Raw genomic sequence first — 24,253 nt, 5'->3', positions numbered from 1 at the left:
CGGCCGTCCAAAGTCGTTCAAATGGTTACCCTCGGGACGGCGACGGCCCAGCCGGGCGAGACGGACACGGGACGGCTGGCAGTCGGCGAAGCACGGGACGGAAGCGAGGTCGGGCTGCCGGTCGCCGTCGTCAACGGGGCCGACGACGGCAAGACGCTGTACCTCCAGGCCGCGAGCGACGGCGACGAACTCAACGGCGTCGGCGTCGTCCAGCGGGTCGTCCCACGGCTCGATCCCGCCGAGATCTCCGGAACGATTCTGGTCGTCGGGATCGTCAACTACCACGCCTTCCAGGTGGCAGAGCACCGGAACCCGATCGACGACACGAAGATGAACCGGGCGTACCCGGGCAACGACGAGGGCACGTCCTCGGAGCGGATCGCAGCGGCGACGTTCGACGCCGCCACGCGGGCGGATCTCGTGGTCGATCTCCACCAGGGGTCGACCTCACAGATGATCGACGAGTGTCGCGTCCGCTGTGGCACGCGTCACCGTCTCCACGACGAGTGTCTCGAACTGGCGAAGGTGTTTGGCTGTGGGTACATCCTCGACCAGAAGGGCCCGGACGGCCAGCTCGCGCGGGCCGCACCGGACGAGGGCGTGCCGACGATCGATCCCGAGCTGGGCGGCTGTGTCGGCTGGGACGAGCAGTCGATCCAGCTGGGCGTCGAGGGCGTGTACAACGTGTTGCGGTACTACGGGTTCCTCGCGGAGTCTCACAGCTTCGAGGCCCAGACCCGCGCTCGGGGGTTCGACCAGTACGGCTCCCCGGCGGGCGGTCTCGTCGACTTCCAGAAGCAACTCGGCGACCGTGTCACACGCGGAGACACGCTGTACACGATCACCGACGTGTTCGGCCAGCAGAAAGACGTGGTCACCGCCCGCTCCAGCGGGATCTTCTGGCGGGCTCGACGCCTCCCCCAGGTCGCGACCGGCGAGTACGTCTGTTCGGTGGGCACCGACATCGACTCGGTGTAGCCGGGCGACAGATTTCCGTACCGGCGACCCGACACCACGACCATGTACCACTGCGAAGCCTGTGGCCGCGAGTACGGACCCGACGGCCCCTGGCGCTGTGCCTGTGGCCACGCCCTGGACTACGCTCGGCGACCGCTGCCCGACGCCGATAGCCCGCCGGACCCGACGACGCTGGACCGCGATCGCGGGCTCTGGAGCTTCGAACCGTTCCTCCCCGTCGAGCGTCGCGTCTCGCTGGGCGAGGGGTGGACGCCGCTGATCGACGACGCGGCGTTCGACGCCCAGCTCAAGCTCGACTCCGTCTTTCCGACGGGGAGTTTCAAGGACCGCGGGGCGACCGTCACGCTCTCCCAGGCCGACGCGCTGGGCGTCGAGCGGGTGGTCGAGGACTCCTCTGGCAACGCCGGACTGGCGATCGCGACCTACGCGGCGCGAGCGGGGATCGACGCCGAGATCTACGTCCCGGCCGACGCCAAGCCGACGAAGCTCCGGAAGATCGAGCGGACCGGCGCGGACGTGGTCCGGATCAAGGGCACTCGCGGGGACGTGACCGACGCCTGCCACGACGCGCTCGACGGGGACGCCTGGTACGCCAGCCACGCCTGGCAGCCCGCCTTCTTCGCCGGGACGATGACCTGGGCGCTGGAGGTGGCCGCACAGCGCGGCTGGGACGTGCCGGACGCGGTCGTCGTCCCGGTCGGTCACGGGACGCTGTTGCTCGGAGCCTATCGCGGCTTCCGGGCGCTGCGAGCCGCCGGCTGGACCGAGCGGGTGCCACGCCTGCTGGGCGCACAGGCCAGTGGCTACGCGCCGATCGCCGCCGGCCGGCCGGCCAGTGACGGCGGGGCCGACGACGCCAACGAGGTCGCCGACGGCATCCAGATCCACAGGCCGGCGCGGGGCGATCAGTTGCTCGACGCCCTCGCCGCGACGGGCGGCACCGCCGTCGCCGTCGACGCCGCGGCCACCGAGCGAGCCCACGACCGCCTCGCGCGAGCCGGGTATCAGGTCGAGCCGACCTGCGCGACTGCGGTGGCCGGGCTGGAGCGGTTTCGAGCGGCGGGGACGATCGCGGCCGAGGAGGACGTGGTGGTCGTCCTGTCGGGACAGAATTACTAGCGGCAGTCGGCGACGTCGACGGCGAACTCGGCGTCGACCGCGAGCCAGTGGGTCTCGGCGTCGACGGGGTCGATGTTCTCGGGATAGAGGATACACCGCTCCGAGTCGTCCGCACGCTCCTCGACGACGGCAGACAGCTGTTCGCTGGGGAACTCCTCCTGGGGGAGCGGTTCCGGGGCGATCGACGGATCGGGCTCGCCCGACGATGGCTGGCTCATAGCGCCACTGTTGGTCCCCGACCGGTATTGTTACAGAGCGGCTACCGGAACGTCGGAGACGGTAATCGCAGGCAGTCGGGGGCCTCCGGGCGGCCGTAAGTAGACCCTAAAGCTAAGCGGGCGGACGCGAATAGACGGACGATGGAGATTCTGGTCAACCAACTCGGTTACGAGACCGATGGCCCGAAACGAGCGGTCTGTCGCGCGACAGAGCGCCACGACCTCGATGGCTTCGTGTTGCACGACGGGGACAGCGTCGTCTTCGAGGGGACGCCGGAGTTCGTCGGCGGCGTCGCCGACTGGGGAGAGTGGGTCTTCTGGACGCTGGAGTTCTCCTCGCTCACCGAGCCCGGCGAGTACGCGCTCCGGGCCGGCGAGGCCCACTCGCGGCGCTTCGAGATCGGCGAGGACCTCCACAAGGAGACGCTCCTCTCCGATCTGCTGTACTACTGCAAGACCCAGCGTGCCAGCGGCGAGTACGACCGGGCCGACCGATCGGTGCCGTTCGTGGGCGACCGCGAGGGGACGGTCGACGTACGCGGCGGCTGGTACGACGCCTCGGGCGACATGAGCAAGTATCTGAGCCACCTCAGCTACGCCAACTACTTCAACCCACAGCAGGTCCCGATCGTCGCCTGGGGACTGGCCGACGCCCGTGACAGACTACACGACGGCGACCACAGGCTGGGCGGGGAACTCGACGCGCGACTGCGCGAGGAGATCCACCACGGCGCGGACTTCCTCGTCCGGATGCAGGACGACGCGGGCTACTTCTACATGACCGTCTTCGACCAGTGGTCCAAGGACGTGGACCGCCGGGAGATCTGCGCCTACGAGACCGAAGAGGGACACAAGACGATCGACTACGAGGCCGGATACCGCCAGGGCGGAGGGGTCGCCATCGCCGCGCTGGCTCGTGCCAGCCAGGTCGACGGCCCCGGAGCGTTCGACTGCGAGACCTACCGCGAGGCCGCAGTCGAGGGGTTCGATCACCTGCAGGCCCACAACACGGAGTACCTCGACGACGGGACCGAGAACGTCATCGACGACTACTGCGCGTTGCTCGCCGCCACGGAACTGGCCGCCGCGACGGACGGCGAGCGGTTCCGGACGGCCGCCAGAGAGCGCGCCCGGTCGCTGCTCGACCGCCAGACCGGCGACGACCGCTACGACGGGTGGTGGCGTGCGGACGACGGCGATCGGCCCTTCTATCACGCGTCCGACGAGGGACTGCCGATCGTCGCGCTGTTGCGCTACCGGGCGGTCGACGCCGACGGGCCCCTGGACGACGCCGTCGCGAACGCGATCGAGCGCTTCTGGGACTTCCAGACGGCGATCGGCGACGAGGTCGCCAACCCCTTCGACTACCCGCGCCAGTACGCCAGACCGGTCGACGAGGACGAGCCGCGCGCGTCGTTCTTCATGCCCCACGAGAACGAGACCGGCTACTGGTGGCAGGGCGAGAACGCCCGGATCGCCTCGCTGGCGACCGCGGCCGCGCGGTCGCGGGCACAGCTCGACGCGGAACTGGGCGAGCGCCTCGATCGGTTCGCTCAGGCCCAGCTCGACTGGATCCTCGGGTCGAACCCCTTCGGCGTCTGCATGGTCCACGGCGTCGGCGCGCCGGAGCCGACCTACCACCGCGCGTTCCGCAACGTCCCCGGCGGCGTCCAGAACGGCATCACGGCCGGCTTCGAGAACGAGGGCGACATCGCCTACTGTCCCGAGCCCTGGGGCGACGACCACGCGCACCGCTGGCGCTGGGCCGAGCAGTGGATCCCCCACTCGGCCTGGCTGTTCCTGGCGGTCAGCTCGCTGTAGCGTAGGGAGCGGTATATAGGACACATAGCAACCGCCTACATCCCCCGTTCCGTCGCCACCGCTACGAGCGAAGCGGCCACCCGAACCATGCCAGAGACACGCCAGTCCCGGATCGAGCACGCGCTCGAACTGCTCGACCGGGAAGTGACCTACGCGAGCGACGAACGGTCCGCGTTCGAGCGGTTCCGGTCCCGCGTCCGGACGCTCGATCCGACGAGTCCGAGAGACCACGGCGTCCAAGCGGGCGGCGGTGGCGTCGTCGCTCTGGAAACGGCCCCACCGCCGGACGCCGCGGCACGCGCGGTCCGGCAGGCCTACGACGAGACGGTCCTGTCGGTGTCACACTTCGAGGCCGAGTACGGGGAGACGTTACGGCAGAACTTCGAGGCGGAGGTGGGGACCGAAGTCGCCGTCCAGGTGTTCGAGACTGGGCGGGTGACGCCGCCGGTCCACGACGCCCTGCTGGCGGCCACCGAGCAGGCGATCGAAGAGCGGACGACGTACCTGGAGACGCTCCGGACCGAACGGGACTCCCTGTGTCGGGCTCGCGACCGGCTCGACGACTGCGAATCGCGAGCGGCCGAGCTCGGGACACGGCTCACGACGACGGACAGCCCGGACCGCAGTGGGATCGACGAACAGTTGCAGTCGCTCGAAGCGGTCTGTGAGGACGTGGCCGAGACCAGACAGGAGCTGCTCCACGGCCGTTCGACCGCACAGCTGGTCGGCATCTCCGGTGAGACCCTCGTCCAGTTCCTCTACGCGGAGTGTACGGCGACGTGTCCGGTGCTGGCCGACGCCGCCGACTGCATCGAGACGATCCGACACCAGCGTCGGCGGTGTCTCACGCTGCCGGCCGCCACGTCGTGACGCCGCTCGACCTGCCCGAGAGGGGCCGGCGACTCACCGCTCGGGGTGGCACGGCCCGTCGAAGCCGCCGCGGACGAGCGGTTTGGCGACGTGACGCCGCGCCACCGGCGGGACCTCGTACCAGCCGGGCTCGATGTCGCGCTCCAGCGGGCGCTCGACCTTGCCGTCGCGGTTGGTGTCACAGTCTCGACAGCGGTAGCCCTGATCGCGCCCGGCGCTGCTCATCGACCGACCGCACGCCGGACACTCCGGCGTGACCAGTTCCGTCTGGACGGGGTCACGCAGCGCGAACTTCTCCAGTTTGAGCGTGTCGTCGCCGACCTCGCCACAGACCGTCAGCACGTCGCCGGGACGGAGCGCCCGGACCCGGTCCCGGAAGCGCTTGGTCGGCTCGAAGGCGGCGCACTCGACCGCCGCGTCCCCGTCGGCCAGTGTGAAGAAGACGTGGCCGCCTTCCCGCGTTTCCGGTGGCTCGGCGACGGTCCCGTCGGTCCGGTAGGCACTGCCGTCAGTCAGTGCGTCCAGGGGAGCCGACTGGAGGTGGGCGTCGGTCCCCTGGTTCGTGTGGAAGGTCCGGGTTCGATCGACGGGTTCGCCGTCGATCGCCGCCGCGACGCTGCGACAGGCGTCTGGCTCGTCGCCGCGGATGCCGTAGAGAACCGGACAGGGCGTCCGGGGGACACAGACGGGATACCCCGACGCGTGGTCGACGGTGTCCCAGACCGTCGGGTAGCGGCGGTCGGCGGCGGCGAAGACGGAGTCGGTGTCGACGGAGCGCTCGGTTCCCCAGCGGTCGCGCTCGCGGTAGGCGATGTGCTCGTACGTCCAGTCCCCGAAGGCCCGCCAGGCACCGACCGCGGCGAGCGCGCCGATCAGACCGCGACCGTTGCCGACGGTCGTCGACTCGAAGCCGGCGTCGGCGATCCGTCGGCGGGCGGTCTCGATGTCGAGCAACTCGCGGACGGCGGCCCGGGCGTGGTCGGCGACGGCCTCGGGGACGGCCGTCGGATCACAGTTCGCGACGACCAGTCCGGGGTTCGTCCGGGGATCGTCGGCCGCCATGGCGAGCGCGTCGGCCCCGAGATCGAGTGCGCGATCGGCGGACACGTCGCAGTGGACCGCCAGCGCGGCGTTGCCGCGGGTCTTGTGCTCGACGGCGGGGTCGAGTCGGACCAGGAGCGTCCGCTGGACCGACCCGCCCGCGGCCTCGATGCGCTCGGCCAGCCGCGTGGCTGCGAACGTCGTACACATCCCCTCGGTGCGGGAGTCGGTGTCGTCGAGGCCGATGACCGTCACGCCGTCGGCTACGCTGCGGGACGGTTTCGGCGTTTCGACTGGGCTGCCCAGCGGGAACCGTCTGCGCGTACCTGTCGTCGAATAGACGAGAATTGGAGATACAGCCGTCCTATCCCGGCACAACCCATATATGCGGCGAATATCTTGTGTTATAGAGAGGGACGACGTACTATGTCACGGTCGGCACTGGTCGAGAACGTCACGGCGATGCTGGGAGACGCTGGCTTCCTCGTCAGCGACCGGTGTGCGATTCGGCCGAAGAGCTTCGACGTTGCAGCGCGGCGCGGTGAGGACGTGTTGCTGGTGAAGATCCTGGGCAACATCGACGCGTTCGACGCCATGACCGGCGCGGAGATGCGACGCCTGGGCACCTACCTGAACGCGACGCCGATGGTCGTCGGGCTCCGGACCCGCGACGAAGAGCTCAAACCCGGCGTCGTCTACTTCAGACACGGCGTCCCGGTGCTGTCGCCGGACACGGCGATGGACCTGTTCGTCGAGGAGGTCCCGCCGCTGATCTACGCCGCGCCGGGCGGGCTGTACGTCAACATCGACAGCGAGATCCTCGCGGACGCTCGCGAGGACCGGGACTGGTCGCTGGGGCGACTCGCAAAGGAACTGGGCGTCTCCCGTCGGACCGTCTCGAAGTACGAAGACGGGATGGACGCCTCCGTCGACGTGGCCGCAGAACTCGAAGAGCTGTTCGACGCGCCGCTCACGTCGCCCGTCAGCGTCCTCGACGGGGCCGAGAAAGTTCGCGACGAAGAGGAGACGCCGGAAGATCCGGAGGTGGCTCCCGAAGACGAGTCGCTCGTGACGGTCTTTACCCGGATCGGCTTCGAGGTCCACCCGACGGACCGAGCGCCGTTCAAGACCGTCTCCGAGAACGAGCACGAGCGCCAACAGGTCCTGACCGGCCGCTCGGAGTTCACCAAGACCGCCGAGAAGCGTGCCCGGATCATGTCCTCGGTCGGCGAGGTCACCCGGACCCGCTCGATCTACGTGGTCGACGAACTCAAACGGGAGTCCGTCGACGGCACCGCCATCATCGAGCAAAGCGAGATGGAGGCCATCGACGACGCCGACGACCTGCGAGACCTGATCATGGAACGGGGCGAGGATCCCGAAGAAGTCGCGTGACAAAGGCCGCTCGTCACTGCTCCGAGCAGGACGGAAGTTAGGGCGCGCCGCTGCCATACGTCTCGTCGAGGTACTCGACGATGTCAGACCCACCGTTTCCTCCTCGGGTTCGGTCTCTCCGTTCCCGAACCACTCGTCGCAAAACGTGGGCGAAAAGACCGCCCACTCGCTTCGCTCGTGGACGAAGAGAACCCTTACGCTACGGTTCCGTACGTCTCGTCGAGGTACTCGACGATGTCGTCGGACTCGGCCATTCCTTCGACGCCGTTGTCGGGGTCGACGAGGACCGGGACGCCGGTCTGGCCCGACACTTCCTCGACTTCGGTGCGCTCGTCGTGGGAGCGCGGGACCATGTGGGACTCGTAGTCGAGATCGAGTTCGTCGAGCTTGTCGATCACTTTCGCGCAGTACGGGCAGCCTTCCAGCTCGTACAGTTCGAGGTTCGTCATCGAGAGATAGTAGACGCTCGCGGTATATCAGCACCACGGTGGTGTGTGGCGTCCGGACACACCAGCAGATCGACCTCAGAGACTCGTGAGGATCCCGCTGGTTCGGACGACGAAGTAGACGATGAAGGCGGCGGCGAGGAGCCACTGACCGACCAGCACGTCGTCAAACTCCCCCTGTCCGGTCTTGACGATCGGGTAGGAGACGATCCCGGCGGCGATCCCGTAGGCGATCGAGTAGGTGAAGGGCATGACGATGATGGTGAGCGCGGCCGGCACCGAGTGTGCGAAGTCGTCCCACTGGATGTCGACGACGTTGCGCATCAGCAACACGGCGACGACGACCAGGGCGATGTGGGAGGCGTACTGCGGGATCGCCGCCGCCAGCGGCACGACGACGAGCGAGGCGAGGAAGAGGACGGCGATGACGAGCGCCGTCAGGCCGGTCCGACCGCCCTCCTCGACACCGGTCGCGGACTCGATGTACGTCGTCACCGTCGAGGTGCCGAGCATCCCGCCGATCGTCGTCCCGACGGCGTCGGCCATCAGCGGTTTGTCGATGTCGGGGAAGTCACCGTTCTCGTCGAGGAAGCCACCGGCCTGGCCCACGCCGACGAGCGTCCCGGCCGTGTCGAAGAAGTCCACGAAGAAGAACGTGAACACGATCAACGCGAAGGAAAAGGCCTCTACGTCGCCGAAGCCGCCGACGAACGCCCCCACCAGCGGCGCGATGTTGTACTGTGCCTGGGGGATCGACTCGGGTGTGAGCACGCCCCGGGAGAAGACGCCGGCGGCGGTCAGTCCCCAGCCGACGAGCGTCGTCGTGAGGATCCCGAGGACGATCGCACCGCGGATCCGCGCCGCGTAGAGGACGAACGTCAGGAACAGACCGGCGACCGAGAGGATCGCGACGGGATTACTGGCGATGCTGCCGAGTGCTACCAGCGTCGCCGGGTCGTCGACGACGATCCCCATCGCCTGGAGGCCGATGATCGCGAGGAAGAGTCCGAGACCAGTCCCGACCGCGAACTTGACTGGTTCGGGAAACAGTTTGATCACGTACTCCCGTGCGCCGATAGCCGTGAGGACGATGAAGACGACCCCCTCGACGACGATCGCGGCGAGTGCAGTCTCCCAGGGAACGCCCAGAACGCCGATGACGGTGATCGCGAAGAAGGCGTTGAGTCCGAGTCCTGGCGCGAGGCCGAAGGGCCTGTTCGCGTAGAACGCCATCACGAACATCGCGATCGCGGAGGTGACGATCGTCACGACCGCGAGCATCTGGAACACTTCGCCCGGCGTGAACCCGTCGATAGCGATCCCGCCCGGGACACCGTCGTCCGGGAACGCCGTGAGGATCGCGGGGTTGACGACGACGATGTAACTCATCGTCAGGAACGTCGTGATCCCGGCCAGTACCTCCGTCCGAACGTCGGTGTCGTGTTCGTCAAGTCCGAAGAATCGTTCGAATACGCCCATCTACCTGTCACTCAGTCTTGTCGCTGTTAAACGTGACGAGAACGGCGGCGGCCAGTTGTATTTTTGATAATTAGACGCTCATACGGTTTATTGTAGTTGCTTACCGGTGATCGTCTACTCCGTGGCGACGATCACCGGTAAATCGCTACAATAATCCGTATCACTCGGCAGCGTCGTCGGGCCGGTCGGCCAGCAGATCCGACGCCGTCACGAGCGAGGACAGTTCGAGGTCGTGCTCGGCGAGGTTCTCGCGGGCACCCTCTTCGCGGTCGACGACGACGAGCACTCGCGAGACCGTCGCACCCGCCTCACGCAGTGCCTCGGCGGCGTCGACGGCGCTCTGGCCGGTCGTCGCGATGTCTTCGAGGATCACGACCTCTTCGCCCTCGGCGAGGTCGCCCTCGATGAGGTTGGCGGTGCCGTACTCCTTCTGTTGCTTGCGCGCGATGACGTACGGCGTGTCCGTCTCGACGCTGGTGACTGCCACCAGCGGGACCGCACCCAGTGCGACGCCCGCGAGCGTGGTGTCGTCGGCGTACCAGTCGGCCCCGGCGAGCGTCTCGGCGAAGGCCTCGCCGATCAGTGCCAGGCACTCCGGGTTCGTCTCGAAGACGTACTTGTCGACGTAGTAGTCGCTGGTCCCGCCGTGTGAGAGCTCGAACTCGCCGTACTTGACGGCGTCAGCGTCCCGCAGCGCGGTGATGAGTGCGTCGTTGGCCATACCGCCAGTCTGCGGTGTGGCCGGTAAAAGGCGTTGAAACGGTGCGACCGTCCGGGGGAGGACCAGCGAGTGACCCGGGAGGTATCATACGGATTATTGTAGCGATTTACCGGTGATCGTCTACTCCGTGGCGACGATCACCGGTAAGCAACTACAATAAACCGTATCAGTCGACGAGTCGCCAGCCGCCGTCGGCCCACTCGATCACGTCGCGTCGTTCCATCTCTGTGAGCACCTCGTCGAGACGGTCGGGCTGAGCGATCTCCATCTGGATGCGTTCGACGCCGTGATACTCCCGAAACAGGTGCCGGAGGTCGTCCTCGTCGTGGACTCGCTGGTCGCTCTTGTCCATCAGCCCCGAGAGGAGTTCGATCATGTCCTCGACGAAGTTCCAGGGGTAGACGACCCAGGTCCACTCTTCGAGGCGTTCGCCGACGAAGTCGGGTTCGTGTTCGCTGGTGTCGAGCAGCTGGAGCGTGGCCGTGCGGACGCTGGCGGGGTCGGCCTCGCGGACGTAGTCGGCGGCGGTCTGGATCGACTTGCCGGTGTCGGCGATGTCGTCGACGACCAGCACGTCCTTGCCGGCGACGGAGTCGTCCGGCATCGGGTACTTGATCTGTGCCTCCTCGCCGGACTGGGCCGTGCCGACGTAGTGTTCGACCTTCAGACTCGTCAGGTCGTCCAGTCCGAGGAAGTCACAGAGACAGCGCCCGCCGAACCAGCCCCCGCGGGCCAGCGCGACGACCACGTCGGGCTCGAAGTCGGCGGCCTTCACGTCGTTGGCGACGCGGCGACACAGGTCGTAGATGTACTCCCAGTTGGTGATGGTACACGAGAACTCCTCGGGGAGATCGCTCATACACGACCTGCGTGTGCGGGCGACCTTAAGCCGATTGCAACGGGTGGGATTCCGCTCGATACGTGTCACTCCGGCGCTGGAGCGGCCGCACGCGGCAGGACGACGGTGATCGTGTTGCCCGTCTCGTCGTTGGTGGTGAACTCGATGCGGCCGTCCGAGAGATCGACGATCCAGTAGACCAGCCACAGTCCCAGCCCGGTACTGTGGTACACGTCGCTCATCGGTTTGTCGCCGGTCAGCACGCGGTACTCGAACTCCGGCAGGGGCGGGCAGTCGTCGTCGATCACGATCACGATCTCGTCGTCGCGAACGGTGCCGGTGATCCGGACGGTCGGCGCGTCGCTCTGGGCGTGTTTGACGGCGTTCTCGATCAGCTCCGAGAGCGCGACTTCGACTTCCGCGAGCGCGCTCGCGACCAGTCCGTCGGCGAGTGTCGTCTCGACGGTGGCTGCCGGGTAGCGAACGCGGACGCTCGCGAGCGCGGCGTCGACGGCCTCGGTCATATCGACGGTCGTCGGGCAGGCGGGCGACCGAAAGAGGTGGATCGTCTCGCGCTGTTTTTCGGTCGTCTGGAGGAGCGCCTCGCCGACCCGTCGGATGACTGCGGCCCGCTCCGGGGCGTCGACCTCGGGGTCGTCGGCGATCAGCTCCGCCTGCCCGAGGATGGTCGTCATGTCGTTGCGAATGTTGTGGCGCAGGAGGTTGTCGACGACGGCGAGCTGGCGCTCCCGGCGGTTGCGATCGGTCACGTCTCTGGTGAACCCGACGATGCGGACGACTTCCCCGTCCTCGACGATCGGTTCCGCCTGGACCCACACCCAGCGGTTGTAGTTCTCACCCGGGTTGACCCGGTACTCCATGTCGACCGATTCGCACGGGAGAGCGCCGCCATCGAGCGCTCGACGGCGGGCACGTCGTCGGGATAGACACAGTCCATAAACGCGTCCGTATCCGCCTCGATGGCGTCGACCGAGCCGCCGTAGACGGACTCGTAGGCGGGGTTGAGAAAGAGCAGCTCCGACCAGTCCCCGCTGAACATCCAGAGCACGTCGTCGGTGTTGGCCGCCAGCTCCCGGAGTCGGGTCTCGGTCTCGTCGCGCTCGCGTTCGGCGGCGACCCGGTCCGAGATGTCCCGCGAACTGACGACGTAGCCGCCCAGTTCCGAGTCCGTCAGGTTGGACATCCGACTCTCCAGCCACACCCAGCCCCCCTCGCGCTGGCGGTGGCGGTACTCGGCGGTACTCGGCGGTCACGTCGACGAACTCGTCGTCGACGCCGATCGTCTCCTCGAAGCGGGTCCGGACGTGGTCCCGATCGGACGGGTGCATGAACTCGAAGGCGTTTTCGCCGACCAGCTCGTCGGGATCGTACCCGAGGATCGACTTCGCCGCTCGATTGAGGTACTGGTAGGTCCCGTCCCGGTCGACGACGGCGATCTTGTCCTGCGCGTAGTCGAGGAGCACCCGGTCGACCGGACGGTTCATATCAGCGTGTATACACCGCGTGCAGGCAAAAAGATGGTGGTCGTTCACATGTGTCGGGTAGCGGGCGTCGAAAACGACGGAGACGGTAGCCCTAAGCCGGTCGGCACACGAGTGCCCAGTGAGATGCACGTCTTCGGGTCCAGCGGCGTCAGAGGTGTGGCAAACGAGGAGGTGACACCGGCGTACGTCCTACAGATCGCACAGGCGACCGGTTCGGTGTGGGACGCCGACCGAATCGCGCTGGCGCGAGACACGCGAACCAGCGGGGAGATGCTCGCGGACGCCGCGGCCAGCGGGCTGGCCAGCACCGGCCACGCCGTCGACCTGCTCGGAGAAGTGTCGACGCCCGGGCTACAGGCCTACTGTGCCCGTCACGGCGTCCCCGGCATGATGATCACCGCCTCGCACAACCCGCCAGCGTACAACGGCGTCAAGCTGATCGGCGCGGACGGGGTCGAACTCGACAGGACCGTCCTCGACGACATCGAGGACCGCCTCGAAGCCACGGAGTTCGACACCGTCCGGTGGGACGGGCTGGGCCGGACGAGGGCGATCGACGGAGCCGGCGACGACTACATTACTGAAGTCCTCGACGCCGTCGACCGGACGGCGATCGCGGCGGCGGATCTGACCGTGGTCGTGGACCCGGGCCACGGAGCCGGCTGTCACACGAGCCCGACGTTCCTGCGAGAGCTCGGCTGTACCGTCCACACCGTCAACGCCCAGCCCGACGGCCACTTCCCCGGTCGCGACCCGGAACCGATCGACCCGCACCTCGCCGACCTGCGAGAGTACGTCCGCACGACCGACGCCGATCTCGGCATCGCACACGACGGCGACGCCGACCGTGCGGTGTTCGTCGACGAGACCGGGACGACGATCAACGGCGACGCCGCACTCGCGGCGCTCGTCGAGGCGACCGTCGAACCCGGCGACACCGTCGTCTCGGCGGTCAACGCCTCACAGCGTCTCGTCGACGTCGTCGAGGCCGCCGACGCCGAGCTGACGCTGACCCGGATCGGCTCGACGTACCTCATCACGCGGATCCAGCAGCTCCGGGCGGCAGGTGAGACCGTCAGCGTCGCGGGCGAGGGCAACGGCGGCATCATCTTCCCGGGCTACCGGATCGCCCGCGACGGGGCCTACACCGCCGGGAAGTTCCTCGAACTCGTCGCCGAGGAACCCGCCAGCGAGATCGCCGCCCGCTTCGACGACTACGTCAACGTCCGCGCGGCCGTCGAGTACGAAGACGAGACAGAGCGCGCAGCGATGCTCGACGCCGTCGAAGCGGCCGCCACCGAGGCCGTCGCGGACCTCGACACGACCGACGGCTACCGGCTGAAGTACGGCGACGGGTGGGTGCTGGCCCGTCCCTCGGGCACCGAGCCCGTCGTCCGGATCTACGCCGAGGCCCACACCCAGCAGCGGGCAGACGAGCTGCTATCGACCTTCGCCGACCCGATCGATCGAGTCCGCGAAGACGGGTGAGCGATCACGCCAGCTCCGACAGCTCGTCGAGCGCGTCACGGAGCGCGTCGCGTTCGGCCCGCAGGTCGGCGAGTTCGTCCGCGACCGCGCCCGTCCGGAGCCGTTCTCGCTCCGCGTCGGTCAGACGCTCGCGAGCGACCGCGCTGTCTCGCAGCCGATCGTACTCCGACCGGCGAGTGAGCGCCCGGACGGCCCGCAGGTCGCTCACCACGTCCGGGGCGAACCGGGCGACGACCGAGATCCGTTCGTTGCACTGCCAGCGCAGCGTGTCCGCCGCAGGCGGGGGCCAGCCGACGGTCAGGGGGTCGGCGTCGAGGCGCTGCAGGTACGTCTGGTTCGTCCCGACAGCGCGCTTGAGCGTGGCCGGCTCTGCGACGTAGTGGTCCAGCTTCGACCGCGAGTACTCCGCGTACGCGAGCAGCTGCGGGATCGGATCGGTGCCCGCCTCGTGGCCGCGGACGTACGCCAGCAGGTCCTCGGGCGGTTCGCGAAACGGGACCAGCGGGTACAGCGCCGTCGTCTCGACGAAGTCGAGTACCTCGCGGGCCGACGCGTTCGATCGGACGGCGTCGAACGCGTCGGCGACGGCATCGTCGTAGCGCTCGATGGGGTCGCGGAGCCGCTCCGTCGGCGCGTCGAGGTCGGCCTCGCCCAGTTCGAGCAGGCGCTCGCGGTCGTCGATCCGGTCCGCGACGGTGTCGAGGCGGCGCCGCGCGGCGCGTCTGGCCTCCCGGTAGCGCTCGCGGGCGTCCTCCCACTCGACGAGGGGGTCGGCCGTCTCCTCGGCGGCGTCGATGCGCTCGCGGACGGCCGCGAAGTCGTCCTCGGTGAGGCGGCGCTGCTGGAGGCGCTCGTCGATCTCCTCGAAGACGGTCCGCTCTGGCAGTTCCTCGTCGAGGTCGTTCGTGAAGTGGGCGATCCGATCCTGGAACTCGATGAAGGCCGCGAAGTCGCCGTCACCGGTCGCCCGACCCTCGTACTCCGTCAGCAGCGCGCGAAGCTCCTCGCAGGCCGTCCGGAGGGCCCGGAGCGCGTCCTCGCCGGCCGGCGTGCGGCTCTCTTCGTTCACCGCGCGCACTTCTGTCGCCCCTTCACTTCGTTCAGCGCCGACGCTCTCGACGCGCTCGCGGGCCGCCCGCCGGTCGGCGTCGGCTTGCCGGAGTCGCGTGACCGCGTCAGCGTCGGCCATCTACTCGTAGACGTCGTCGGGATCGAACACCTGCTCGCCGACGACCTCGCCGTCGACCGTACGGTGGAAACAGGAGCGGTAGCCGGTGTGACAGGCACCGCCCTCCTGGTCGATCAGATAGAGGATCGCGTCTCCGTCACAGTCCATTCGGATCTCCTCGATTTCCTGCGTGTGGCCGCTGGTCCCGCCCTTCTTCCAGAGCTCGTCGCGGCTGCGCGAGTAGTAGTGGGCGTAGCCCGTCTCCCGAGAGCGTTCCAGAGCCGCCTCGGAGACGTACGCGAGCATCACGACCTCGCCGGTGTCGGCGTCCTGTGCGACCGCCGGTAGGAGGTCCTGTTCGTCGAAGGCGAGTTCGCCGTCGCTCATGAGCGGGCGAAGGCGTGTCCGCCGCATAGGTCTTCTGCTAGCCGAGCCCCAGCGTCCTGAGCAGCGACACCAGCACGTCGCCGTAGGTAATCGAGAGGACGAGTCCGGCGAACGTCGGCACGAGGAACGGGATTCCCGGCGAGATCCACACCTCGTCCTCGGCGGCGATCACGTCGAGACCGTCGCACAGCCCCTCGGGCGTGGTGCCGTACGCTCCGTCGACGTCGTCGAGGAACGCCTCCGCCCCCCAGGGGTCGTCGTAGTCGGCGAGCGATGGGGCGGGTGCCGTGCCGCCGTCGGTCCGAATGTTCCCGTCCCCGACCTCGCCGGGGACCTGCGGCAGGCTGTCGGGGTCCCGGTGGGCCGCCGGATCGGCGCGCAGCTCGGCCAGGGTGCAGTCCCGCCAGCGCAGGTACATCCGGAGGGCGTCGAGGTCGAGCCCCCGGCGAGTGAAGCCGTCGGGCGTCTCCAGCAAGAGCCCGTACTCCTCGATCAGCTCCGGCGTCGCGACGGGCTTGCCGATCACCATCGGGAGCCCGACGCGACCGCGAGCGAGGTTCGAGGCGGCGACGCCGACCGGATACAGCGCCCCCGCGACGACCGTGTTCGAGAGGATCGTCAGCGAGAACACGCCGATCGCGGGCTGGAAGGTCGGGATCGTCGTCGTCGGCAGGTAGTAGATCGGGTACGCGGGAAAGAGCAGCGCCAGCACGTAGAACGCCTTCGTGTCGGCCCCGCCGAAGCTACCCATGTACCAGAACGCCGTCACCAGCGGGACGATGAACCCGAGGCTGATCGCCGCCTGGACGAAGAACAGTCGGTCGCCGCCGACGTACGCACCGTAGCCGTCCCAGACGAGCAACGCGATCGCCAGCGCCGCCAGCGGGAACCAGGCTCTGGTCGGGACCCGCCGGGTCTTGACGTCGCGATAGGCCGCCCACCCGAAGACGGGGATCGCGACGAGTCGGAGGAGATCCGAGGCCGGTGCCGCCACCCCGATTCCGGGGACGGTAACCAGACTGTCGAACGTCGAGGATAACACGAGCGGTGGATATCGGCCCACGAAGATATCACTTGCGGGGAGAAAGCGGGGCCGTTACCCCCAGGCCATCCGTGGCCGAGAACAGCAGGTCCTCAGATGACGCGGTTCTGCAGGTAGTCGAGGTGCTTCGCGTTGTACACGATCTTGACCTCGTCGGCGTCGGGGCTGCCGATGCAGGTCAGACGGACGTTCTTCTCCTCGACTTCCTCGTCGGAGAGGATCTGCTGCATGTCCATGTCGATCTCGCCTTCGACGACGATAGCTGCGCAGTTGGCACAGGCACCGGCGCGACACGAGAAGGGCCAGTCGTAGCCCTGGGCTTCGGCGGCTTCGAGGATGTACTCGCCCTCGTTGACTTCGAGCGTGCCGTAGTCCTCGTCCGAGAGGTCGGCGTCGGCGGCGTCTTCGAAGACGCCGTCGTCGTACATGTCCCAGCCTTTGTCGTCCACTACTTCGTAGTTGAGGTACTCAACTGTGGGCATCACCTGTTTGGTTGGCCCCCCGCACTGTTAGACTTTGCTGTTCCGCCCGAGCGGCCGCCGGAATTCGGTCAAAAAATCGGGACGAACTTGAACACCAGATAGGCCGCGAGCGTCGCGACCGCGGGAACGAAGTTTTGTGTGAGGATCACTCTCGCGGTCGTCTCCGGCTCGAACAGGTCACCCGCCTTCGGGATGTCCTCGGGCTCGCCGATCGGCTGTTTGTGCTTTTCGCTCGGCGTGCCGGCCTGACCGCCGACGGTCGGCGCGTCGGGCGCGTCGGCAGTGAGTGCGCCGACCGACACCTCCGGCGTCTCGCCTTTGACCGTGTCCGAGATCGTCGTCGTCCGGGTGGCGCGGCCCCAGCCGAGCCCGACGATGCTCATGGTGGCGATGATGACGAAACTCGCCGGCACCCCCAGCGCCGAGAGGAAGGTGACGATAGTGGAGCTGACGGCCGCGACCAGTAGCGCCGCCAGCAGCGGGAGATCGGTGAGATCGTTGCCGACGGTGTCCATCGTCCGCCGGGCGATCGTGAACGCCCCGAGCCCGATCGCGCCGCCGCCCAGCAGGATGGCGGGCGTCATCTCCAGGGACTCGTTGCCGACCAGCGGTGCGACCGCGTTGGCGATGTTCGAGGCACCCGCGGCGAAGGCCATGTAACAGCCGATACCGACCACCAGGAGCGTCCCGATCAGTTCCCGGCGCGTGGTGTTCTCGCCCAGCACCGGCCGCGGGACCGACCCCGACCGATCGAGGGCGAGCAGCGAGCCGTCGGTCTGTGGGATCGCGAAGCGCTCGACCAGCGCCGGGTAAAAGTACCGGCCGATGACGCCACTGACCCAGAACGCGATCACCGGCGAGACCAGCCACCAGGAGACGATCTCTCCCATCGCCTCCCAGTTGAGCGTCCCCTGGGCGATCCCCAGCCCCGCCATCGCGCCGACGGCCGTCATCGACGTGGAGGCGGGGACGCCGACGACGTTCGAGAGGAAGAGCGCGAACCCGATAAAAAAGAGCACGACGATGCTGACGAGCATCGTGAACTCCGAGGAGACGATCCCGCTGCCCAGCGTCTTGACGACTTCCCGGCCGACGAAGTGGCCGCCTGCGAGGGCGAAAATCGTCATCAGAGCGGCGGCTCCGAACTTCGAGAGCGTCCCAGCACCGACCGCTGGGCCGAAGGCGACACCAGTCGAGGACCCACCGATGTTGAACCCGACGAAGATCGCGACGAGAATACCGACCAGAAACAGTACTTCGACCATATCCGTGGCACGTCCCAGGGCCGTTAAAGGGTACCGACACCCGCTTTCGCGGGTGTTCAGCACTCACGTGTCACACGCTCACGTCTCGCTGTCGTCCCCGTCGTCGCCCGCCGTCCGCTCTTTTTCCGGCAGGACCTCGCGTTCGCGCTCGACGGTCTCTTTGACATCGTCTGCGACCTCCTTTGCCGTCCCGGTCTTCGTGCGGGCCTCGTCGGCCTTCTCGGTGGCTTCGTCGGCTTTCGCCGTGGCCTCGTCGACGCGTTCGGTCGCTTCACCGACCCGCTCGGCGGCGTCGTCGGCGGTGTCGGGGTCCGCGTCGGCGACCTGCTCGGTCGCCCCCTCGACCTGTTCGCTCGCCTCGTCGACCTCCTTGGCCGCGGTCTCGACGTCGGTGGCGGCGTCCTCGACGGTCGCGGCCGTCTCGTCGAGTTCGTCGGCGACGGTCTCGACTTCCTCGGCGGCCTGTTCGAGTTGCTCGGCGGTCTCGGCGACCGTCTCGGTGCCGTACTCGTAGGCCCGCGCGATGACGACGAACTGGACGATACCCATCAGGACGAACAGCGTGACCGCGATCCCGACGGCGATCTCGAACGTCGAGACGACGGCGGCACCGAGGTCGACGACCCCGAAGACGAGCAGGGCGTAGGCACCGGCCAGTCCGGCGGTCGCGACGCCGGTCGCACGGGCAAACTGTCGGTACGCCGACGACTCGTCGAGGACGGCTGCCTGAAACCGAGCGAGCAGCCCGGGACCGGAAGATCGTGACATGCCTCCCTATCGAGTGGACGTGCGCATAAGGGTTCGGAACGCGACGGCCGGGACACCGATACCCTTTCAGCGATCGCCGGCAGACTGACGCGTATGTTTCCGGAATTTGCGGTGATCCCGGCGGTGGACATGCAGGACGGGCAGGTGGTCCAGCTGGTCGGTGGGGAACGCGGGACCGGCAAGCGCTACGGCGAGCCCGTCGCGGCCGCCCGACGGTGGATCGAAGCGGGCGCGACGACGCTGCACCTGGTCGACCTCGACGGTGCCTTCGAGGGCGAACGAGCGAACGCCGACGCGATCGACGCCGTCCTCGACGCCGTCGACACGGACGTGCAGTTGGGCGGGGGCATTCGGACGGCCGAGGACGCGATCGACCTGCTCGACCGGGGCGTCGACCGGGTCATCCTCGGCACCGCGGCCGTCGAGAACCCCGACATCGTCGCCGAGATCAGCGAGGAACACCCCGAGAGCGTCCTCGTGAGCCTCGACGCCAAGGACGGCGAAGTGGTCGTCTCGGGGTGGACCGAGGGGACCGGGCTGGACCCGGCCGAGGCCGCGAGCCGCTACGCGGAGCTCGGTGCCGGCGGGATTCTCTTCACCGACGTGGACGTCGAGGGGCAACTGGAGGGGGTCCGCACGGAGCCGGTCCGGCGCGTCGTCGACGCCGTCGAGATCCCCGTGATCGCCAGCGGCGGCGTCGCGACCGTCGAGGACGTGCGAGCGCTCCGGGACGCGGGCGCGGCCGCCGTCGTCGTCGGCAGCGCGCTCTACGAGGGCGCGTTCACGCTCGAAGAAGCGATGGCGGCAGTCGAGTGACGGCCGCTCGTACCGCCGGCAGTGTCAGGCATCCCTGATCGTCACTTCGCGGGCGGCGTACTCCTCGTAGTACGGCCCCAGACCGCAGGCCTGGCCGCCGACGCTGATCAGTCCGTCGTCGGTCTCGACGACCAGCGAGTTCTCGATGGGGAAGGCGTTGTTCACCGGTTCGACGAGGTTCTGGCGCACCTCGCGGATCGGGACGCCCTCGAACTGGCGGGCCGTCTCGCCGGTGGTGGCGACCACGTCGAGGTCGGCGACGACGTCGTGGCCCGCCGTCGTGTGGAGGGCCGCTGCCGTCACGCCTGAGCGAAACAGCTCGAAGGTCGCCGGCAGCGCCGGAGGTTCGGCGACGAAGCGCTGTTCGCCCATGGGCCAGACGTTGCTGACGTAGTTGCCGAAAAAGCCAGAGGCGACCTCGTTCTGGTTGAACGCGAGCGCGTAGCCCCGACCGTGGCGACTGGTGAGCATCCCGTGCGAAGCCAGCACGCCCCCCAGCGCGTCCCGAACGACGAACAGCGGCGGGCGGCCGTCCCAGCTCCGGACGACGTGTGCGTACCGGCCGGGGTCGTCCATCTCGGCGACGTGCGACTCCCCGGACTCGCCGGCCAGCAGACAGTAGACGGTCAGTCCCCGCTCCCGGGCGTCGGCGAGCGCGTCGGCGACGGCGGGAAAGGCGTTCGACGGGACGATCGCGAAGACCTCTCGCTCCGCACGCGCCAGTTGGCGTTCGAGGCGGCGCTCGACGGTCTGGCTGGCGTGGACGACCTCGAACCCCGCCGCTGTCTCGGCCGGCTGATCGTACACGCTCTCGACGGCGGTCTCGAACTCCGAGAGGTGCATCGTCAGCGCGTCGACGGCCTCTTCCGGTGGTCGGGCGCGGAGCTTCGTCGGCGTCGCGCTCTCGTCGACGATGACCAGTCCGCGTTCGGCCAGCGCGGTCGCGATCTCGTAGACGTAGCTCTGTGAGACGCCCGCGGCCTCCGAGACGGCCCGGGTCGTCGCTTCCCCCCGCTGTAGAATTACCAGGTAGGCGTCGACCTCCTTCGTCGAGAGTCCGAAGGCCGACAGCGTCTCCCTGATCTGGCTTTCACCCATGCGAAGACTTTTCTTATACTATTAGAAAAACTTTTCTCGTCGGATCACCACGCTTCGACTATGACCGCAGGTGTCGCGCGCGCTGGCGCTCTGGCCCCGGACCACCGGACGGCAGGTGAAGCGTGACCGGGTCGAACCGCCGGCTCTGGACGGCGGCCCTGTTCGCGACGATGGCGCTGACCGGCGCGATCATGATGATCCGTGGGCCGGTGATCCCAGAGCTGCGGACCACCTTCGACGCGCCCGCGTGGCAGGTCGGTCTGATCAGCACCGCCGGCACCGCCGGCTACCTGGTCGTCGTCTCGATCGTCGGCTTCGGAGCCGGCCACCTGAAGCCCCACCGGTTGATCGTGGGCGGGCTGCTGGGCAGCGCGCTCTCGCTGCTGGCGATGGGTGCGGCTCCGCTGCTGGCGGTGTTTCTCGTCGGCACGCTCGTGCGCGGAACGATGAACGGTGTGCTCAGAGGGCTGAACCGGCCGATACTCAGCCACTTCTACCCGGAGAGCCGCGGCCGGATGTACAGCTACTACGACATGACCTGGGCCGCCGGTGCGATGGTCGGACCGATCGGGGTCGTCGCCGTCCTCGCAGTGGCCGACTGGCGGCTGGCGTACTACGGGCTGGCCGTCGGGATGGCACTGCTCGCCGTCGTCGTCTGGCGGCTCGACGCTCCCGCGGCGACGGGGACCGAGGAGCCGTTCGACCGCCGGGAACTGCTGGCGCTGCTTCGCAGGCCCGAGATCGCCGCGATGATCGTGGTGATGTTTCTGGGGACCGGCGTCGAGGGCGGGCTCTTCCTCTGGTTACCGACCTACGTGGACAGCGTCGTGCCGACCGGCGTCGCCGGCCTCGGCCTCTCGGCGGCGGCGCTGTCGTCGCTGTCGCTGTCGGTGATGATCGCCGGCTACGTCCCCGGTCGCCTCCTCTATGGCCGCCTCTCGGAGCGAGTGGGCTACCTCAAGATCCTCACCGGAATCCTCGCGCTCCTGGTCCCGACGTTCTACGCGACGTTCGTCCTCGCGACGGGGCTGTGGCTCCTCCCCGGCGTCGTCGTCATCGGCGCGCTCATCTCCGGCATCTTCCCGATGCTCGTCTCCTACGCCACCGACGCCGTCCCCCGACACAGCGGCCCCGTGACCGCCGTCGCCGCCATCTCCTCGTCGCTGGGCGTCGGCATCGCGCCCGCCGTGATGGGGTGGGTCATCAGCGGCTCGGACCTCGGCGCGGCCATGCGACTCCTGCTCGTGCCCCTCGTGGCCGCCCTCGCCGTGGTACTCCTCGCGCGAGTGGCCGAGCAACGGCGCGAACGGGCGGGCCTCTCCGTGGCCGACTGATACCGTCGGCTGTCACCGTTGCAAGACATCCGTGACCACGGTGTCGCGAAATGCCGTACGGAGTTCCAGCCGGCAGTATGAACGTCGCCGCTGGGGCTGCCGGGCGCGGACGACGCCGTCCTACCGCGAGGACCGCGCCGCCGCCCCCTCGGACTGGACGAACTTCGCGAGGATCAGCGCGTAGGCCCCGCCTGCGACCAGCAGCGCGCCGACGATGTCCGTCGCCATCGTGTGAAAGAGGAGCGCGCCCGCCAGCATGACCGCCGACGCGGCGACCTGTACTTTCGCGTCGTCCATACGGACCACTCGTCGAAGATCGGGATAAGCACCCGGCAGACAGCCGTCTGACGCCGTTCCGTGGGTGTAGTCCGCTATCGGCGGTCGGTGTTCAGAGAAGAGATCGGTGCAGGCAGTCTAAAGCACTGAAGAGCGTGTCGAGGGCTTTCGGTGTCTGCAACGCAGAAAATGCAGCGGCTTCTCTGAGCACGACCCATCGCGGGGCGCAACCGCCAAATAGCCGGCCCGACACTACTGGCGTATGACCGACCGCACCGCGGCCGTCACCCGCGAGACGGCAGAGACCGACATCGAGGTGACGCTGGACGTCGACGGCGACGGGGAGTCGACAGTCGACACCGGCGTCGGCTTCTTCGATCACATGCTGGACTCGTTTTCCACCCACGGCCTGTTCGACCTGACCGTCAACTGTGACGGCGACTTAGAGATCGACGACCACCACACCGTCGAGGACGTGGCGATCACGCTGGGCGAGGCCCTCGCGGAAGCGCTGGGCGAGAAACGCGGCATCCGGCGCTTCGCCGACCGCCGGGTCCCGCTGGACGAGGCCGTCGCCGGGGTCGTGGTCGACGTGTCCGGCCGGCCCTACTTCGCGTTCGACGGCGAGTTCTCGCAGGGACGGGTCGGCGGGCTGACCAGCCACATGGCCAAGCACTTCTGTCGGTCGCTCGCGACCAACGCCGGGCTGACGCTGCACGTCGAGGTCGACGGCGAGAACGCTCACCACGAGATCGAGGCGCTGTTCAAGGGACTGGCGCGGGCGCTGGACGACGCCACCCGGATCGACGAGCGCCGGTCGGACGTGGCCAGCACGAAAGGCGAGCTATGAGCAGCGACACCGGTGGAGCGACGTTCGACACGATCATGGAGAAGTTCTCGGACTCGCCCGGCCAACAGCAGGTGATTCGCCTGCTGCTCGAACGGGGCTTCTCGGTCAGCGACGAGGGGCGGGTCGTCTCCGGCGGCATCGAGATTCCGAACACGGAGGTCGCCCGCGAGGTCGACGTGGACCGCCGGGTCGTCAACGCCACGACGAGCGCGATCCTCGAAGACGAACAGCTCACGCGCATCTTCCAGAACATCTCGGCGATCCCGAGCCTGATGGACCTGGCTCCGGTGCTGGATCTGACCGTGCTGACCGTCGCTGTCAGCAACGCCGAGGAGAGCGGCATCGTCGCGGCCGTCACCGACGCCATCTCGGACCACGATATCACGATCCGGCAGGTAATCTCCGAAGATCCGGAGTTCACCGACGACCCGCGCCTCTATGTCATCACCGACGAGGCCTTCCCCGGCGAGTTGATCACCGACATCAAATCGCTGCCGTTCGTCCGCCGGATCGAGTTGCAATAGATGGCCACGATCACCGTCGAGACGCCCGACGGCGCGGTCCGAGAGATCGACTGCGAGGCCGGGCGCGTGTTGCGGGACGTGCTGGTGGAACACGACCTGTCGCCCCACAGCCGCCTGGCCGTCGCCAACTGCGGCGGGCGCGGACTGTGTGCGACCTGTGGCGTTCGACTCGAAACGCCTCCCGAGGCCGACCACTGGCACGATCGGCTGGCCGACCGTTTCGGCTACCCGCGACTGTCCTGCCAGCTCCGGGTCGAGGACGGAATGGCGGTCCGGATTCCCGAGAAGCGGGTCTGGGGCCGGCGAGAGTGACCGTCCGAAGGA

General features: G+C 68.1%; 27 protein-coding genes and 1 pseudogene. 11 read left to right on the top strand and 17 right to left on the bottom strand.

The features are described 5' to 3' along the window. Nucleotides 1-21: 21 nt before the first annotated feature. Both HALKA_RS0104805 and HALKA_RS0104800 read left to right on the top strand, forming a co-directional pair. Nucleotides 22-978, top strand: a complete 957-nt coding sequence (locus HALKA_RS0104805) for a succinylglutamate desuccinylase/aspartoacylase family protein (RefSeq protein WP_018256915.1) — start codon at nt 22-24, stop codon at nt 976-978. A gap of 42 nt (nt 979-1,020) precedes the next feature. Continuing rightward, nucleotides 1,021-2,097, top strand: a complete 1,077-nt coding sequence (locus HALKA_RS0104800) for a pyridoxal-phosphate dependent enzyme (protein WP_018256914.1) — start codon at nt 1,021-1,023, stop codon at nt 2,095-2,097. Here HALKA_RS0104800 and HALKA_RS0104795 read toward each other — a convergent pair. Next, nucleotides 2,094-2,315 carry a DUF7511 domain-containing protein gene (locus HALKA_RS0104795; RefSeq protein WP_018256913.1) on the bottom strand — a complete coding sequence of 74 codons (222 nt, stop codon included), beginning with the start codon at nt 2,313-2,315 and terminating at the stop codon, nt 2,094-2,096. The genes HALKA_RS0104800 and HALKA_RS0104795 overlap by 4 nt on opposite strands. Nucleotides 2,316-2,456: 141 nt before the next feature. Between HALKA_RS0104795 and HALKA_RS0104790 the strand changes: the two genes are divergently transcribed. Next, nucleotides 2,457-4,136 carry a glycoside hydrolase family 9 protein gene (locus tag HALKA_RS0104790; RefSeq protein WP_018256912.1) on the top strand — a complete coding sequence of 560 codons (1,680 nt, stop codon included), beginning with the start codon at nt 2,457-2,459 and terminating at the stop codon, nt 4,134-4,136. A gap of 87 nt (nt 4,137-4,223) precedes the next feature. Continuing rightward, the gene (locus HALKA_RS0104785) at nt 4,224-5,006 is read left to right on the top strand and encodes a DUF7260 family protein (RefSeq protein ID WP_018256911.1); all 783 of its coding nucleotides are present in this window, start codon (nt 4,224-4,226) and stop codon (nt 5,004-5,006) included. Nucleotides 5,007-5,039: 33 nt separating this feature from the next. Here the strand turns inward: HALKA_RS0104785 and HALKA_RS0104780 are convergent, their stop codons facing one another. Then, nucleotides 5,040-6,302 carry a tRNA(Ile)(2)-agmatinylcytidine synthase gene (locus tag HALKA_RS0104780; protein ID WP_018256910.1) on the bottom strand — a complete coding sequence of 421 codons (1,263 nt, stop codon included), beginning with the start codon at nt 6,300-6,302 and terminating at the stop codon, nt 5,040-5,042. A gap of 171 nt (nt 6,303-6,473) precedes the next feature. Between HALKA_RS0104780 and HALKA_RS0104775 the strand changes: the two genes are divergently transcribed. Further along, the gene (locus HALKA_RS0104775) at nt 6,474-7,442 is read left to right on the top strand and encodes a transcriptional regulator (protein ID WP_018256909.1); all 969 of its coding nucleotides are present in this window, start codon (nt 6,474-6,476) and stop codon (nt 7,440-7,442) included. A gap of 194 nt (nt 7,443-7,636) precedes the next feature. Here the strand turns inward: HALKA_RS0104775 and HALKA_RS0104770 are convergent, their stop codons facing one another. The 7 genes and pseudogenes from HALKA_RS0104770 to HALKA_RS22345 all read right to left on the bottom strand — a co-directional run. Continuing rightward, nucleotides 7,637-7,891, bottom strand: coding sequence for a glutathione S-transferase N-terminal domain-containing protein (locus HALKA_RS0104770; RefSeq protein ID WP_018256908.1), 255 nt, complete (start codon nt 7,889-7,891; stop codon nt 7,637-7,639). A 75-nt stretch (nt 7,892-7,966) separates the two neighbouring features. Then, entirely contained in the window at nt 7,967-9,367 is a 1,401-nt protein-coding gene (locus HALKA_RS0104765) for an NCS2 family permease (protein WP_018256907.1), read from the bottom strand. A gap of 160 nt (nt 9,368-9,527) precedes the next feature. Then, nucleotides 9,528-10,088 carry an orotate phosphoribosyltransferase gene (gene pyrE, locus HALKA_RS0104760; protein ID WP_018256906.1) on the bottom strand — a complete coding sequence of 187 codons (561 nt, stop codon included), beginning with the start codon at nt 10,086-10,088 and terminating at the stop codon, nt 9,528-9,530. 166 nt (nt 10,089-10,254) lie between these two features. Beyond that, entirely contained in the window at nt 10,255-10,947 is a 693-nt protein-coding gene (locus tag HALKA_RS0104755; protein WP_018256905.1) for a phosphoribosyltransferase, read from the bottom strand. Between the two features lie 65 nt (nt 10,948-11,012). Continuing rightward, nucleotides 11,013-11,807: a sensor histidine kinase gene (locus HALKA_RS21810; RefSeq protein WP_245545326.1), complete on the bottom strand. Its 795-nt coding sequence runs from the start codon at nt 11,805-11,807 to the stop codon at nt 11,013-11,015. Beyond that, entirely contained in the window at nt 11,693-12,130 is a 438-nt protein-coding gene (locus HALKA_RS21805) for a PAS domain-containing protein (RefSeq protein WP_245545325.1), read from the bottom strand. The genes HALKA_RS21810 and HALKA_RS21805 overlap by 115 nt, the downstream gene beginning before the upstream one ends. Before the next feature lie 109 nt (nt 12,131-12,239). Then, nucleotides 12,240-12,431 (bottom strand): annotated as a pseudogene (locus HALKA_RS22345) (PAS domain S-box protein); the annotation flags it as partial. 123 nt (nt 12,432-12,554) lie between these two features. Between HALKA_RS22345 and glmM the strand changes: the two are divergent. After that, a complete protein-coding gene (glmM, locus tag HALKA_RS0104745) occupies nt 12,555-13,919 on the top strand; it encodes a phosphoglucosamine mutase (RefSeq protein ID WP_026190154.1) in 1,365 nt (454 codons plus the stop codon). A 4-nt stretch (nt 13,920-13,923) separates the two neighbouring features. Here the strand turns inward: glmM and HALKA_RS0104740 are convergent, their stop codons facing one another. The 6 genes from HALKA_RS0104740 to HALKA_RS0104715 all read right to left on the bottom strand — a co-directional run bounded on the left by HALKA_RS0104740 (nt 13,924) and on the right by HALKA_RS0104715 (nt 19,031). Then, the gene (locus HALKA_RS0104740; RefSeq protein ID WP_018256902.1) at nt 13,924-15,108 is read right to left on the bottom strand and encodes a DUF7118 family protein; all 1,185 of its coding nucleotides are present in this window, start codon (nt 15,106-15,108) and stop codon (nt 13,924-13,926) included. Next, nucleotides 15,109-15,474, bottom strand: coding sequence for a phosphoribosyl-AMP cyclohydrolase (hisI, locus tag HALKA_RS0104735; RefSeq protein ID WP_015761833.1), 366 nt, complete (start codon nt 15,472-15,474; stop codon nt 15,109-15,111). A 37-nt stretch (nt 15,475-15,511) separates the two neighbouring features. After that, on the bottom strand, nt 15,512-16,516 hold the full coding sequence (locus tag HALKA_RS0104730) for a prepilin peptidase (RefSeq protein ID WP_018256901.1): 1,005 nt from the start codon (nt 16,514-16,516) through the stop codon (nt 15,512-15,514). 92 nt (nt 16,517-16,608) lie between these two features. Then, nucleotides 16,609-16,998, bottom strand: coding sequence for a ferredoxin Fer (gene fer, locus HALKA_RS0104725; RefSeq protein WP_015761835.1), 390 nt, complete (start codon nt 16,996-16,998; stop codon nt 16,609-16,611). A gap of 68 nt (nt 16,999-17,066) precedes the next feature. Next, the gene (locus HALKA_RS0104720; protein WP_018256900.1) at nt 17,067-18,263 is read right to left on the bottom strand and encodes an inorganic phosphate transporter; all 1,197 of its coding nucleotides are present in this window, start codon (nt 18,261-18,263) and stop codon (nt 17,067-17,069) included. A gap of 78 nt (nt 18,264-18,341) precedes the next feature. After that, complete coding sequence (locus HALKA_RS0104715) at nt 18,342-19,031, bottom strand: hypothetical protein (RefSeq protein ID WP_018256899.1); 690 nt, start codon at nt 19,029-19,031, stop codon at nt 18,342-18,344. Nucleotides 19,032-19,124: 93 nt separating this feature from the next. Between HALKA_RS0104715 and hisA the strand changes: the two genes are divergently transcribed. Further along, nucleotides 19,125-19,847, top strand: coding sequence for a 1-(5-phosphoribosyl)-5-[(5-phosphoribosylamino)methylideneamino]imidazole-4-carboxamide isomerase (hisA, locus tag HALKA_RS0104710; RefSeq protein WP_018256898.1), 723 nt, complete (start codon nt 19,125-19,127; stop codon nt 19,845-19,847). A 24-nt stretch (nt 19,848-19,871) separates the two neighbouring features. Here hisA and HALKA_RS0104705 read toward each other — a convergent pair whose 3' ends face one another. After that, nucleotides 19,872-20,945 (bottom strand): TrmB family transcriptional regulator, encoded by a 1,074-nt coding sequence (locus HALKA_RS0104705; RefSeq protein WP_018256897.1) that lies wholly within the window; start codon nt 20,943-20,945, stop codon nt 19,872-19,874. A gap of 122 nt (nt 20,946-21,067) precedes the next feature. Between HALKA_RS0104705 and HALKA_RS0104700 the strand changes: the two genes are divergently transcribed. Continuing rightward, nucleotides 21,068-22,279, top strand: a complete 1,212-nt coding sequence (locus tag HALKA_RS0104700; RefSeq protein ID WP_018256896.1) for an MFS transporter — start codon at nt 21,068-21,070, stop codon at nt 22,277-22,279. Between the two features lie 120 nt (nt 22,280-22,399). Here the strand turns inward: HALKA_RS0104700 and HALKA_RS21295 are convergent, their stop codons facing one another. Continuing rightward, a complete protein-coding gene (locus HALKA_RS21295) occupies nt 22,400-22,576 on the bottom strand; it encodes a hypothetical protein (protein ID WP_018256895.1) in 177 nt (58 codons plus the stop codon). Nucleotides 22,577-22,817: 241 nt separating this feature from the next. Between HALKA_RS21295 and hisB the strand changes: the two genes are divergently transcribed. The 3 genes from hisB to HALKA_RS0104680 are packed head-to-tail and all read left to right on the top strand — an operon-like array spanning nt 22,818 to nt 24,241. After that, on the top strand, nt 22,818-23,405 hold the full coding sequence (hisB, locus tag HALKA_RS0104690) for an imidazoleglycerol-phosphate dehydratase HisB (protein ID WP_018256894.1): 588 nt from the start codon (nt 22,818-22,820) through the stop codon (nt 23,403-23,405). Further along, a complete protein-coding gene (locus tag HALKA_RS0104685; RefSeq protein WP_018256893.1) occupies nt 23,402-23,929 on the top strand; it encodes a TrpY family transcription regulator in 528 nt (175 codons plus the stop codon). The genes hisB and HALKA_RS0104685 overlap by 4 nt, the downstream gene beginning before the upstream one ends. Beyond that, nucleotides 23,930-24,241 (top strand): 2Fe-2S iron-sulfur cluster-binding protein, encoded by a 312-nt coding sequence (locus tag HALKA_RS0104680; RefSeq protein WP_018256892.1) that lies wholly within the window; start codon nt 23,930-23,932, stop codon nt 24,239-24,241. Nucleotides 24,242-24,253: the final 12 nt, after the last annotated feature.

The organism is Halomicrobium katesii DSM 19301 (assembly GCF_000379085.1).
Classification (GTDB): Archaea; Halobacteriota; Halobacteria; order Halobacteriales; family Haloarculaceae; genus Halomicrobium; species Halomicrobium katesii.
Note: the sequence above shows the minus strand (reverse complement) of the source record. Positions and strands in the feature narration are given on the sequence as shown.